The following is a 12,144-nucleotide window of genomic DNA, read 5'->3' as shown; positions in this document are numbered from 1 at the left end:
TTCAGCGCCGATGGTAGTCGGGGGTTTCCCCCTGTGAGAGTAGGACGCCGCCAAGCTGTTATCTTAAATTATATCATCGCGGGGTGGAGCAGTTCGGTAGCTCGTCGGGCTCATAACCCGAAGGTCGCAGGTTCAAATCCTGCCCCCGCAACCAAATTATTTTGAATGAAAAAAGGAGTGCCCAAAGGGTGCAACCGAAATAATACACTATATAAATATGGTCCGGTAGTTCAGTTGGTTAGAATGCCTGCCTGTCACGCAGGAGGTCGCGGGTTCGAGTCCCGTCCGGACCGCCATTAATGTAAACGAAACGATCATGTTTTCGTTTTTTTTGTGTTTTCTTTTACTGTATCTTCTGCTTGGTGTCTTAGCCAAGCTTTCTTTATATCGGCAACTTCTTGGATATTCTAGCAAAATTCGATAAACTAGGGAGAGCACATATAGGCTTAACTAGGGTTGAAAGGAGGTTTTGCTTCATGGATGAATTTGATTTGATACATAGCATTACTCCACGGACCATTCACCATTCTTCCGTTGATGTAGGAATTGGTGATGATGCAGCGCTCTACACTGCGAAACACGGCGTTCAGGAAATTGTTTGTGTTGATACTATGGTAGAAGACGTGCACTTCAAATTACACTATTCCTCACCTGAAGATATCGGGTATAAGGCGTTAGCCGTTAATATAAGTGATATTGCCGCGATGGGCGGCATTCCTAAATATTATTTGGTATCAATTGCGGTACCTTCAAAATGGACTAAAGCTGAAATCAAGGCGATGTATGAAGGAATGAATGAACTGGGGAAACTATATCATATGGATCTGATTGGCGGTGATACAGTCTCTATCTCTGACAAATTAGTCGTAACTGTCACTGTGATCGGTGAAGTAGAAAAGGGAAGGGCCTGTTTACGCAGCTTGGCTAGACCGAATGATATAGTGTTTGTAACGGGTGAAATCGGTTCTTCTGCAGCAGGACTTTCTTTATTGCTGGAAGAGACTAATCTTCAAAACTCATCTGTGGAAACGGATTACTTTATCCACAGGCATAAACGGCCTCAGCCAAGAGTAAGTGTCGGCAGATTGTGCTCAAGTATGAATCGGGCGGCTTTAAATGATATTAGTGACGGATTGGCTAGTGAACTGAACGAGATTGCAGAAGCCAGCTGTGTTTCAATTGAAATTGATGAAAGCATGCTTCCAATTCATTCTGATCTGCCTAAGCTTCATCGTAATTGGAAAGAATGGGCTTTGTTTGGCGGTGAGGATTTTGAGCTGACAGGGACGGTTTCAAATGACGAGTGGGAAGTGTTGAAGCAGAAGTGTGAAACGCATCAACTGCCCATTACAAAGATTGGCCATGTCAGAGAAAAAACAGGATCCAACGTGATCCTAAAAACTGATAACGGATTAAGGATCTTAGAGAAAAAAGGATATAATCATTTTAAATAAGACAGGTGACTCGTGTGAAGCAATTAAAGTGGAGAACCGTAAATCCTGAAGAAACAAAAGCAATTGCCAAGCTGGCTGCATCGTTTGCTAAACCGGGAGACGTCCTGACATTAGAGGGCGATTTAGGTGCAGGTAAAACGACTTTTACGAAAGGTTTTGCGGAAGGGCTGGGAATTACACGTGTTGTAAACAGTCCGACTTTTACAATTATAAAAGAATATAACGATGGCTCGCTTCCTCTTTATCATATGGATGTATATAGAATGGAAGATGAAAGTGAAGATTTGGGACTCGATGAATATTTTCACGGACAAGGTATCTGTCTCGTTGAATGGGCCCATTTAATTGAAGAACAGCTGCCGCAGGAGCGTCTGCAAATTGTCATCAAAAGAGCTGGTGATAGTGAGCGGGAAATCACCTTTACTGCTGTCGGGAATCGGTACGAAATGCTTTGTGAGGAGATAAGTAGACATGACAATATTAGCAATTGATACATCAAATTATACATTGGGCATTGTGCTGCTTCGAGGAGACACCGTTATAGCAGAATACATTACATACTTGAAAAAGAACCATTCTGTAAGAGCGATGCCTGCTGTTCATTCATTGCTGAATGATTGTGATATGGCACCGCAGGACCTATCTAAAATTGTCGTTGCAAAAGGCCCTGGTTCATACACAGGAGTAAGAATAGGTGTGACGCTGGCCAAAACACTTGCTTGGTCTTTAGACATTCCAATTACTGCTGTATCAAGTCTTGAGACGCTTGCGGCAAATGGCCGGCATTTTGACGGTCTGATCTGCCCAATCTTTGATGCTAGACGGGGACAGGTGTACACAGGTCTGTATGAGTACAAAAATGGGCTTTTAGAGCAAGTTGCTCCAGATCAAAATGTGATGCTGGCAGATTGGCTGGAGATGCTAAAAGAAATGGACAGCCCAGTGCTGTTTTTAGGTCATGATACTTCTATTCACAAGCAGATGATCGAGGAAGTGCTTGGAACAAAAGGGTTCATTGGTACTGCTGCCCAGCATAACCCGCGTCCTTCAGAATTGGCATTTCTCGGGAAGGAAAAGGAAGCAGCTGATGTTCATAGGCTTGTCCCTGATTACTTGCGGTTGGCAGAAGCTGAAGCGAAATGGATTGAAAGTCAAAAGTAGGGTGATAGGATGAAAACAAAAGCAGCGGTCAGAAATATGCGGCTTGAGGATATAGATCACGTATACGAAATCGAAGCATCCTCCTTTACGTCTCCTTGGACGAAGGATTCGTTTTATCATGAGCTGCTGGAAAACCCGTATGCTCATTATCTCGTGATTGAAAAGGACGGCCATCTAGCTGGGTATTGCGGGATTTGGATTGTGATGGACGATGCCCAAATTACAAATATAGCGATAAAACCAGAGTATCGCGGCCAGTCTTTAGGGGAAACGCTTTTTCGCTCAGCTGTTGAACTGTGCAAAGAAAAAGACGCAAGACGGCTTTCGCTTGAAGTGAGGGTTTCTAATCATCCTGCTCAAGGCTTATATAAGAAATTCGGGATGCAGCCCGGCGGAATAAGAAAGAACTATTATACTGATAACGGGGAAGATGCGTTAATTATGTGGGTGACGATAAATGAGTGAGCAAAAAGACATGTACGTATTAGGAATTGAAACAAGCTGTGACGAGACTGCGGCAGCTATTGTGAAAAATGGAAAAGAGATCATTTCAAACGTAGTAGCCTCTCAAATTGAAAGTCATAAGCGCTTTGGAGGCGTCGTTCCGGAAATAGCTTCAAGACATCATGTTGAACAAATTACATTGGTCATAGAAGAGGCTTTTCGTAAAGCTGGCATGACGTATAGGGATATTGATGCGATTGCAGTCACGGAAGGTCCGGGACTGGTGGGAGCGCTTCTTATCGGAGTGAACGCTGCTAAAGCATTGAGCTTTGCACATAACATTCCGTTAGTAGGCGTTCATCATATAGCCGGTCATATATACGCGAACCGTCTTGTAGAAGACATCGTGTTCCCGGCACTGGCATTGGTCGTTTCTGGAGGCCATACAGAACTGGTTTATATGAAGGAACATGGATCATTTGAAGTCATTGGGGAGACCCTTGATGATGCGGCAGGAGAAGCTTACGATAAAGTGGCGCGGACGATGGGTCTGCCATATCCAGGTGGACCGCAAATTGACAAGCTAGCTGAAAAAGGGAATGACAATATTCCGCTTCCTCGCGCATGGCTTGAAGAAGGCTCTTACAACTTCAGTTTTAGCGGATTGAAGTCTGCGGTGATCAATACGCTTCATAATGCGTCTCAAAAAGGGCAAGAGATTGCTCCGGAAGATTTGTCTGCCAGCTTCCAAAATAGTGTGATCGATGTCTTGGTGACCAAAACGGCACGCGCGGCAAAGGAATATGATGTCAAACAGGTTCTTTTAGCCGGCGGAGTAGCTGCAAATAGAGGTCTCAGAGCTGCATTAGAAAAGGAATTTGCCCAGCACGAAGGGGTTTCGCTTGTCATTCCTCCGTTAGCGTTATGCACAGATAATGCTGCGATGATTGCTGCCGCTGGCACAATTGCTTTTGAAAAGGGTATTCGCGGTGCATACGATATGAATGGGCAGCCTGGCCTTGAATTGACTTCTTATCAAAGTCTCACGAGATAATAGCGTGAGACTTTTTATTTGTTATTAACAGATAATTCACAATTTATCCACATATCTGTGAGCAATTATAGAGATATAGATGGATAAAGGGCTGAAGTTACTGTTAATCAAGTGGATAAATTCAGAATATTTTGTGGATAATGTGTATAAAGCGCTTACTTCACTTGTTTATAAGGTTATTTTCTGTGGATAAAAAGCACCTCTAAAAAGAGGTGCTTGACTTTTTTAATCTTCTTCTGTGGATAGTTCTTCCCATTCGGACAAAAGGGATTCCAGCTCCTGATTGAGTTTCTCATTGTCTGCATGGATAGCTTGTACTTTTTCATGATCCTGATAGACTTCAGGATCACATAGCAATTCATCATTGCGGCTGATGTTTTCTTCAATGCTCTGAACAGTGGCTTCAATTTCTTCAATTCGACGAAGTCGTTGGCGCTCTTTCTTTTTCCATTCTTTTTCTTCCTCGTAGGAACGTTTGGAGTCAGACTTCACTGCAGCTGGCGTTGTTTCAGTTTCTTCTTGCTGATTCATTTTCTCCAATTCAAGCTGCTCTGTTTTCTTCTCTGTATAATAATCGTAATCTCCCAGATACTCCTCTATATGGCTTGAAGAAAGCTCCAGCACTCTTGTGGCGATTCTGTTAATAAAATATCTGTCATGTGAGACAAATAACAGTGTACCTGGATAATCAATCAGCGCGTTTTCGAGAACTTCTTTGCTGTCTAAGTCCAGATGGTTTGTCGGTTCATCAAGGATGAGAAAGTTGGCTTTTTGAAGCATCAGCTTAGCTAGAGCCAATCTTGCTTTTTCGCCCCCGCTCAGTGAATGGACGGGTTTCAGCACGTCATCTCCGGAGAATAAGAAATTTCCGAGACACGTTCTGATTTCTTTTTCTGGGAGCCCGGGGTACTCGTCCCACAGCTCATCAAGAACACGTTTAGAGGAAGTCAGTTCAGCCTGTTCCTGATCATAGTAGCCGACACTGACATTTGAGCCATATGAGATCGTTCCTTGATCTGGTTTTAGGGTGTCTATTAATGTTTTCAGCAATGTTGATTTACCAATTCCGTTAGGGCCGACAAGCGCGGCGCTTTCTCCTCTTGTCAGCATGAATGATACTTCTGTTAAAAGCGGCGGCTGGTTTTCATAGCTGATTGTGAGATCCTGAACACGGAGGACTTCATTTCCGCTCTGTTTGGTAATATCAAAATGAAAGTTTGCGGATTTTTCATCGCCAAGCGGTTTTGACATGACTTCCATTCGATCAAGCTGCTTTCTGCGGCTTTGCGCCCTTTTGGTGGTAGAGGCTCTCGCCAGATTTCGGTCTACGAAGTCTTGCAGCTTTGCGATTTCGTCCTGCTGCTTTTCATACAGTCTAAGATCCTTTTCATACTGCGCGGCTTTTTGGTCGAGATAAGCGCTGTAGTTGCCGTGATACTTTTTGCTTTCGGCTCTTGATACCTCGTATACCTGGTTTACCACTTTGTCCAAAAAGTAGCGGTCATGCGAAACGATGAGAATGGCGCCTGAATAGCCTTGTAAATAATGCTCAAGCCAGGTAAGCGTATCAATATCCAGATGGTTTGTCGGCTCATCGAGAATGAGTAAATCAGGCTGTGTTAACAGAAGCTTACCTAAAGCCAGTCTTGTTTTTTGGCCTCCGCTGAGGCTTTGAACCTGTGTAGAATCGTCAAAATGGCTGAAGCCGAGGCCATGCAGCACAGATCTGACATCCGCTTCATATTGATAGCCGCCTTTATCTTTGAATTCCTGCTGAAGGCGGTCGTAGGTTTTCATGATGCTTTCTAATTTACCCGGGTCAGCTGCCGCCATTTTTTCTTCTATAGCCCGCATTTCCTTTTCCATTGCTTTTAAGTGGTCAAAAACAGTCAGCAGCTCTTCTTTTATGGTAAGCTTAGAATCCAAGCCAGTATGCTGGGCGAGATATCCCATTGTAGTATCTTTCGGTTTAATAATTTCGCCCTTTTCATACGAAAGCTGGCCTGCGATAATTTTAAGGAGCGTAGATTTTCCGGCGCCATTTCTTCCTACAATGGCGATGCGATCACGATTTCTGACTTCCAGCTTTATATTGTTTAAAATAGTATCAGCACCAAACGATTTGGACAGCTGATTAACTTGTAAGATCATCATATTATTTCACCTCTGTTATAATAAGTTAAGTGTAGCTTATGAACCAGAAGTCAGCAAACAATACATTGGCCATATAAGACATAGAGAAGAAAATAGTGTATGATCTGTTTAAGGAGCGTTTTAATATGAATGGATTTTCTCATTTTAATGAACAGGGCAGAGCCCAGATGGTGGATATCAGCGAAAAATCTTCGACTGTCCGTACTGCGGCGGCTGTTTCAAGCGTACACATGAAGAATGAGGTGTACGAGAAAATACAGAGTCACGATATCGGCAAAGGAGATGTGCTGGCTGTCGCACAGGTGGCAGGCATTATGGCCGCAAAGCAAACGTCGAATATCATTCCAATGTGCCATCCGCTTTCATTGAGCGGGGTAGATATATCGTTTGACTGGAAAATAAAAGAAGCAGAAGTTATACTTCATATAAAAGCACAGGTCAAAACGAAAGGGAGTACAGGTGTGGAAATGGAAGCGCTCACTTCTGCATCGGTGTGCGCTCTTACCGTTTACGATATGTGCAAGGCCCTTGATAAGGGAATGGTCATCGGCCCTACTTTCTTGCTTGAGAAGACAGGCGGGAAAAACGGTGACTTTAAAAGAGAACTATCCGAGTATAATTTGGAGGACCAAAAATGAATAAGGATCAATCAAAAATTCCGCAGGCGACGGCGAAACGGCTGCCGCTTTACTATCGCTTTTTAAAGAATCTGCATGCGTCAGGAAAACAGCGTGTATCATCCGCTGAACTCAGTGATGCCGTAAAGGTTGATTCTGCCACGATTCGGAGGGATTTTTCCTATTTTGGAGCTCTTGGCAAAAAAGGATACGGATATAATGTGGATTATTTGCTGTCTTTTTTCCGAAAAACGCTTGATCAGGATGAGATGACTGATGTCATTTTGATTGGTGTCGGGAACTTGGGAACGGCATTTCTTCACTATAATTTCACAAAAAATAATAACACAAAAATTTCTATGGCTTTTGATATAAATGAGAGTAAAATAGGAACTGAGGTAGGCGGCGTGCCCGTCTATAACCTTGATGACCTTGAACAACACGTAAAAGATGAATCAGTTGCCATTCTTACAGTGCCAGCAGTTGCCGCTCAATCCATTACAGACAGATTGGTTGCGTTAGGAATCAAGGGAATCCTTAATTTTACGCCGGCCCGTTTGAATGTGCCGGAACACATTCGAATTCATCATATAGATTTAGCAGTTGAGCTTCAGTCACTGGTTTATTTCTTGAAGCATTATTCAGTTTTAGAGGAAATCGAATAGAGGGAAAGGAGGAGCCCAAATATGCCGATCGGTCCTGGAAGCCTTGCTGTTATCGCAATCGTTGCTCTGATTATCTTCGGTCCCAAAAAGCTGCCTGAATTGGGCAAAGCAGCCGGAGACACACTTCGTGAATTCAAAAACGCTACTAAAGGATTAACAAGTGATGAAGAGGAAAAAAAGAAAGAAGATCAGTAAGTTAGGATGACACGAATGAAAGTGAATCAAATGTCGCTGCTGGAGCATATTGCTGAGCTTCGAAAACGGTTGCTGATTGTAGCGCTGGCGTTTGTCGTTTTCTTTATTGCTGGATTTTTTTTAGCGAAGCCGATTATTGTGTATCTGCAAGAAACAGATGAAGCGAAGCAGCTTACGCTTAACGCGTTTAACCTGACAGACCCGCTTTATGTGTTTATGCAGTTTGCGTTTATCATCGGCATCGTCCTGACCTCGCCGGTTATTCTTTATCAGCTTTGGGCTTTTGTGAGCCCGGGCCTCTATGAGAAAGAGCGCAAAGTAACGCTCAGCTACATTCCGATCTCTATTTTGCTGTTTTTAGCGGGCTTATCTTTTTCATATTATATTTTATTTCCTTTTGTTGTTGATTTTATGAAGCGGATTTCTCAGGACTTGAATGTCAATCAGGTGATCGGAATTAATGAATATTTTCATTTTCTTCTGCAGCTGACGATTCCGTTTGGACTGCTGTTCCAAATGCCGGTCATTCTCATGTTTTTGACCAGGCTCGGAATTGTGACACCGATGTTCTTAGCGAAAATCAGAAAGTATGCGTATTTTACGCTCTTGGTGATCGCTGCCCTGATTACACCGCCTGAGCTACTGTCCCATATGATGGTGACGGTCCCGCTGTTGATTTTATATGAAATCAGTATTCTGATATCGAAGACCGCTTATCGGAAAGCGCAGAGAAGCAGTGCTGCCGATCAGGACGTGTCTTCCGGGCAATAATAAAAAATCCATTTCTCATACGAGAAATGGATTTTCTTTATTTCTGGTTCTTTTTGATTTTAAATGAAAAGGCGAACATCTTAAAAGAAATGCTGATGTTGTAAGCGGCGAACACCATCAGCAGGATGGAGTAAAATGACCACATGCTGCCTGGCGAGCTTGCGGCAAGATAAGTAAAGATGCACCCTACGGCAAAGTAGATCATTCCCCAAACTACCGGGTTTCTCATAAAAATAATCCTCCAATAATCAGTTGCATTTGTGTACTCTGCTGTTCAAGGTATTTCTGAACAGGCTCAAGCTGCATGATGACAACGAATGTATTCATCATTAAATGGGCGAAAATCGGCACCCATATCCGTTTTGTTCTCGCATATAAAAAGGCAAAGGTAAAGCCCATTGCTGTATATAGAAGAAGATGCTTCAAATCAGCGTGAACAATACCGAAAATAACCGAGCTAATCAGTCCGGCGAAGAAGAAATTCGTTTTTTCGTACAGTGCCCCGAAAATGATTTTTCTGAAGATGATTTCTTCTAATATAGGCCCGACGACGGAAGAAACGATAATCATGAGCGGGACTGCCTGAATGACATCCAGAATCGCTTGTGTATTTTCTGATTCTCTTCCGATGCCAAATACATAGTATTCAATAGAGCCTGCAATTCCTTGAGAGAAAAGGGCAATGAAAAAACCGGCTATCGCCCAAAGGATAGAAAGTCCGATTGAGTCCTTCTGTCCGTTTCGCAGCGTTTCTTTCGGAACGGTTCTCAAAATGAGCAGAACAATAACGAGACAGGCGATAAAGCTGATGACGGACCATAATCCTTGTGCATGCAGCATATTTTCATTTGTAGGCTGTCCTCCGGCATAACCGAATTTAAATAACAAGGGAATCGCGATTAATGCGGAAAACTGCATGATGATATATGTCAAAATAATAAACCAATACTGTTTTCTCAAATGGTATGTACTCCTTTGTTAAGTGGGTTTCGTTCATCTACAGCTATTGTAACATAATCGGTACGGGGGTGAAAAAGCTAACGGAAAAGCGAGCGGAAAAGAATGATGTAAGCGTGAAAAATTTTTTATCTTATCACTTGAAATTGGAAGGGAGATTCTTTATTATAAGAATTGTGTTAGCACTCTTTAGTGCTGAGTGCTAAAATTACATATTCATACTATTGAGGAGGTTATTACATTGTTAAAGCCATTAGGTGATCGCGTTGTCATTGAACTCGTAGAATCTGAAGAAAAAACTGCCAGCGGAATTGTGTTGCCGGATTCTGCAAAAGAAAAACCGCAAGAAGGCAAAATCGTGGCAGCTGGTTCAGGTCGCGTGTTAGAAAGCGGAGAGCGCGTTGCTTTAGAAGTAAAAGAGGGCGACCGCATTATCTTCTCAAAATACGCAGGTACTGAAGTGAAATACGAAGGTACTGAATACTTAATCTTACGTGAAAGCGACATTTTAGCTGTTATCGGCTAATTCTTAAATAAAAACATTTAAAAATTCGAGGAGGTACTGTAAACATGGCAAAAGATATTAAGTTTAGTGAAGAAGCCCGCCGCGCAATGCTTCGCGGTGTCGATGCACTTGCTGATGCTGTAAAAGTAACTTTAGGACCAAAAGGACGCAACGTGGTTCTAGAGAAAAAATTCGGTTCTCCGTTAATCACAAATGACGGTGTAACAATCGCTAAAGAAATCGAACTCGAAGACGCGTTTGAAAACATGGGTGCGAAGCTTGTTGCTGAAGTAGCCAGCAAAACAAACGACGTTGCCGGTGACGGTACAACAACTGCGACAGTTCTTGCGCAAGCAATGATCCGTGAAGGCCTTAAAAACGTAACAGCAGGCGCTAACCCTGTAGGCGTGCGTAAAGGTATGGAACAAGCTGTAGCGGTTGCGATCGAAAACTTAAAAGAAATTTCTAAGCCAATCGAAGGCAAAGAGTCTATCGCTCAGGTTGCTGCGATCTCTGCTGCTGATGAGGAAGTCGGAAGCCTTATCGCTGAAGCAATGGAGCGCGTAGGAAACGACGGCGTTATCACAATCGAAGAGTCTAAAGGCTTCACAACTGAGCTTGAAGTTGTTGAAGGTATGCAATTCGACCGCGGATATGCGTCTCCTTACATGGTAACTGACTCTGATAAGATGGAAGCGGTTCTTGACAATCCTTACATCTTAATCACAGACAAAAAAATCACAAACATTCAAGAAATCCTTCCTGTGCTTGAGCAGGTTGTTCAGCAAGGCAAACCATTGCTTCTGATCGCAGAAGACGTTGAAGGCGAAGCACTTGCAACACTTGTTGTGAACAAACTTCGCGGCACATTCAACGCAGTTGCTGTTAAAGCTCCTGGCTTCGGTGACCGCCGTAAAGCAATGCTTGAAGACATCGCTGTCCTTACTGGCGGAGAAGTCATCACAGAAGATCTTGGCCTTGACCTGAAATCTACTCAAATCGCTCAATTGGGACGCGCTTCTAAAGTTGTCGTTACTAAAGAAAACACAACAATCGTTGAAGGCGCTGGCGAAACAGACAAAATTTCTGCCCGTGTGACTCAAATCCGCGCTCAAGTGGAAGAAACAACTTCTGAATTCGACAGAGAAAAATTACAAGAGCGTCTTGCTAAACTTGCTGGCGGCGTAGCTGTCATCAAAGTCGGCGCTGCGACTGAAACTGAACTGAAAGAGCGTAAACTTCGCATCGAAGACGCCCTGAACTCAACTCGCGCAGCTGTTGAAGAAGGCATCGTATCCGGTGGTGGTACAGCGCTTGTAAACGTATATAACAAAGTCGCTGCAGTTGAAGCTGAAGGCGATGCTCAAACAGGTATCAACATCGTGCTTCGCGCGCTTGAAGAGCCAATCCGTCAAATCGCACACAATGCTGGTCTTGAAGGATCTGTCATCGTTGAGCGCCTCAAAAACGAAGAAATCGGCGTAGGCTTCAACGCTGCAACTGGCGAATGGGTAAACATGATCGAAAAAGGTATCGTTGACCCAACTAAAGTTACACGCTCAGCTCTTCAAAACGCTGCGTCTGTAGCTGCAATGTTCTTAACAACAGAAGCTGTTGTCGCTGACAAGCCAGAAGAAAACGGTGGCGGCGCAGGAATGCCTGATATGGGCGGCATGGGCGGTATGGGCGGCATGATGTAAAACCGACAAAAAATCCTTGATTTACAAGGGTTTGTCGGCAACGGACGTCATTTTTGATGCCCTATTGATCCATTTATGAATTTTCGAGGCTTCTCATGAGTTCACCGAACTTGTGAGAGGCTTTTTTCTGTCTTTCGTAGTTTGACTTTTTCACCAATGTTCTATGTCGATTTTTAATATTTTTAATAATCCCGATATGAACTATACAATTGACCAAAATACAAAATTCTACCGGCGCAGATTCCTGTTTACGTCTCGGCTTACTGTAACTTCAGTAAACTGCATTTCTGTTATGATTATAAATAGGGTTTAAAAATTATTCGTCCAAACCTCTGTTACTTCTCTCCCTATTGCAGACACGAGATGGTATCCTCTCATAAGACAAAAAAGCCCCAGTTATCTCTTAGACGTTTCCCCAAGAGAAACACTGTCAAAGAGAAATCCTTTTAAAATGTCTATTTGTGCTG

The 12,144-nt window shown here is 43.2% G+C and carries 14 protein-coding genes and 2 tRNA genes; 13 read left to right on the top strand and 3 right to left on the bottom strand.

The features are described 5' to 3' along the window. The first annotated feature begins 77 nt into the window (after nt 1–77). The 7 genes from ACQXR1_RS16485 (at nt 78) to tsaD (ending at nt 4,113) form a co-directional block, all read left to right on the top strand. Nucleotides 78–154: transfer RNA gene (locus ACQXR1_RS16485), tRNA-Met, on the top strand. A gap of 65 nt (nt 155–219) precedes the next feature. Next, nucleotides 220–296, top strand: a tRNA-Asp gene (locus ACQXR1_RS16480). A gap of 180 nt (nt 297–476) precedes the next feature. Further along, nucleotides 477–1,454: a thiamine-phosphate kinase gene (thiL, locus tag ACQXR1_RS16475; RefSeq protein ID WP_430772509.1), complete on the top strand. Its 978-nt coding sequence runs from the start codon at nt 477–479 to the stop codon at nt 1,452–1,454. A 14-nt stretch (nt 1,455–1,468) separates the two neighbouring features. Further along, entirely contained in the window at nt 1,469–1,945 is a 477-nt protein-coding gene (gene tsaE, locus ACQXR1_RS16470) for a tRNA (adenosine(37)-N6)-threonylcarbamoyltransferase complex ATPase subunit type 1 TsaE (protein ID WP_430772508.1), read from the top strand. Beyond that, nucleotides 1,926–2,615 (top strand): tRNA (adenosine(37)-N6)-threonylcarbamoyltransferase complex dimerization subunit type 1 TsaB, encoded by a 690-nt coding sequence (gene tsaB, locus ACQXR1_RS16465; protein WP_430772507.1) that lies wholly within the window; start codon nt 1,926–1,928, stop codon nt 2,613–2,615. The genes tsaE and tsaB overlap by 20 nt, the downstream gene beginning before the upstream one ends. Before the next feature lie 9 nt (nt 2,616–2,624). Next, the gene (rimI, locus tag ACQXR1_RS16460) at nt 2,625–3,080 is read left to right on the top strand and encodes a ribosomal protein S18-alanine N-acetyltransferase (protein ID WP_003243019.1); all 456 of its coding nucleotides are present in this window, start codon (nt 2,625–2,627) and stop codon (nt 3,078–3,080) included. Further along, nucleotides 3,073–4,113, top strand: a complete 1,041-nt coding sequence (gene tsaD / locus ACQXR1_RS16455) for a tRNA (adenosine(37)-N6)-threonylcarbamoyltransferase complex transferase subunit TsaD (RefSeq protein ID WP_069840093.1) — start codon at nt 3,073–3,075, stop codon at nt 4,111–4,113. Before rimI ends, tsaD begins: the two co-directional genes overlap by 8 nt. Before the next feature lie 225 nt (nt 4,114–4,338). Here tsaD and ACQXR1_RS16450 read toward each other — a convergent pair whose 3' ends face one another. Beyond that, complete coding sequence (locus ACQXR1_RS16450) at nt 4,339–6,267, bottom strand: ABC-F family ATP-binding cassette domain-containing protein (protein WP_430772506.1); 1,929 nt, start codon at nt 6,265–6,267, stop codon at nt 4,339–4,341. Nucleotides 6,268–6,392: 125 nt separating this feature from the next. Here ACQXR1_RS16450 and moaC point away from each other — a divergent pair, with 125 nt between their 5' ends. Genes moaC through tatC form a run of 4 tightly spaced genes read left to right on the top strand, consistent with a single transcriptional unit; the run spans nt 6,393 to nt 8,515 of the window. Beyond that, nucleotides 6,393–6,905 (top strand): cyclic pyranopterin monophosphate synthase MoaC, encoded by a 513-nt coding sequence (moaC, locus tag ACQXR1_RS16445; RefSeq protein ID WP_003243499.1) that lies wholly within the window; start codon nt 6,393–6,395, stop codon nt 6,903–6,905. Continuing rightward, complete coding sequence (locus ACQXR1_RS16440) at nt 6,902–7,549, top strand: redox-sensing transcriptional repressor Rex (RefSeq protein WP_003234073.1); 648 nt, start codon at nt 6,902–6,904, stop codon at nt 7,547–7,549. The genes moaC and ACQXR1_RS16440 overlap by 4 nt, the downstream gene beginning before the upstream one ends. 21 nt (nt 7,550–7,570) lie before the next feature. Further along, nucleotides 7,571–7,744 (top strand): sec-independent protein translocase protein TatAY, encoded by a 174-nt coding sequence (gene tatAY / locus ACQXR1_RS16435; protein ID WP_003234072.1) that lies wholly within the window; start codon nt 7,571–7,573, stop codon nt 7,742–7,744. A gap of 6 nt (nt 7,745–7,750) precedes the next feature. Then, nucleotides 7,751–8,515, top strand: a complete 765-nt coding sequence (tatC, locus tag ACQXR1_RS16430) for a twin-arginine translocase subunit TatC (RefSeq protein ID WP_103031660.1) — start codon at nt 7,751–7,753, stop codon at nt 8,513–8,515. Nucleotides 8,516–8,552: 37 nt separating this feature from the next. Here the strand turns inward: tatC and ACQXR1_RS16425 are convergent, their stop codons facing one another. Together ACQXR1_RS16425 and ACQXR1_RS16420 are read right to left on the bottom strand one after the other, a co-directional pair. Next, complete coding sequence (locus tag ACQXR1_RS16425) at nt 8,553–8,744, bottom strand: YdiK family protein (protein WP_003225680.1); 192 nt, start codon at nt 8,742–8,744, stop codon at nt 8,553–8,555. Further along, entirely contained in the window at nt 8,741–9,475 is a 735-nt protein-coding gene (locus tag ACQXR1_RS16420; protein WP_148343756.1) for a type II CAAX endopeptidase family protein, read from the bottom strand. Before ACQXR1_RS16420 ends, ACQXR1_RS16425 begins: the two co-directional genes overlap by 4 nt. Nucleotides 9,476–9,713: 238 nt before the next feature. On the opposite strand from ACQXR1_RS16420, the gene groES reads away from it, so the two are divergent. Beyond that, on the top strand, nt 9,714–9,998 hold the full coding sequence (gene groES, locus ACQXR1_RS16415; protein ID WP_003155970.1) for a co-chaperone GroES: 285 nt from the start codon (nt 9,714–9,716) through the stop codon (nt 9,996–9,998). Nucleotides 9,999–10,042: 44 nt separating this feature from the next. Next, on the top strand, nt 10,043–11,677 hold the full coding sequence (gene groL / locus ACQXR1_RS16410; RefSeq protein ID WP_243572482.1) for a chaperonin GroEL: 1,635 nt from the start codon (nt 10,043–10,045) through the stop codon (nt 11,675–11,677). The last annotated feature ends 467 nt before the right edge of the window (nt 11,678–12,144 follow it).

The organism is Bacillus sp. ATD (assembly GCF_050585765.1).
GTDB classification, from domain to species: domain Bacteria; phylum Bacillota; class Bacilli; order Bacillales; family Bacillaceae; genus Bacillus; species Bacillus stercoris.
Note: the sequence above shows the minus strand (reverse complement) of the source record. Positions and strands in the feature narration are given on the sequence as shown.

What these genes read in the sequence shown, in the direction of transcription:
- tatC (WP_103031660.1), top strand. Translation starts at nt 7,751, where the DNA reads ATGACACGAATGAAAGTGAATCAAATGTCGCTGCTGGAGCATATTGCT.
- rimI (WP_003243019.1), top strand. Translation starts at nt 2,625, where the DNA reads ATGAAAACAAAAGCAGCGGTCAGAAATATGCGGCTTGAGGATATAGAT.
- ACQXR1_RS16440 (WP_003234073.1), top strand. Translation starts at nt 6,902, where the DNA reads ATGAATAAGGATCAATCAAAAATTCCGCAGGCGACGGCGAAACGGCTG.
- thiL (WP_430772509.1), top strand. Translation starts at nt 477, where the DNA reads ATGGATGAATTTGATTTGATACATAGCATTACTCCACGGACCATTCAC.
- groL (WP_243572482.1), top strand. Translation starts at nt 10,043, where the DNA reads ATGGCAAAAGATATTAAGTTTAGTGAAGAAGCCCGCCGCGCAATGCTT.
- tatAY (WP_003234072.1), top strand. Translation starts at nt 7,571, where the DNA reads ATGCCGATCGGTCCTGGAAGCCTTGCTGTTATCGCAATCGTTGCTCTG.
- tsaD (WP_069840093.1), top strand. Translation starts at nt 3,073, where the DNA reads ATGAGTGAGCAAAAAGACATGTACGTATTAGGAATTGAAACAAGCTGT.
- tsaB (WP_430772507.1), top strand. Translation starts at nt 1,926, where the DNA reads ATGACAATATTAGCAATTGATACATCAAATTATACATTGGGCATTGTG.
- moaC (WP_003243499.1), top strand. Translation starts at nt 6,393, where the DNA reads ATGAATGGATTTTCTCATTTTAATGAACAGGGCAGAGCCCAGATGGTG.
- ACQXR1_RS16450 (WP_430772506.1), bottom strand. Translation starts at nt 6,267, where the DNA reads ATGATGATCTTACAAGTTAATCAGCTGTCCAAATCGTTTGGTGCTGAT.
- ACQXR1_RS16425 (WP_003225680.1), bottom strand. Translation starts at nt 8,744, where the DNA reads ATGAGAAACCCGGTAGTTTGGGGAATGATCTACTTTGCCGTAGGGTGC.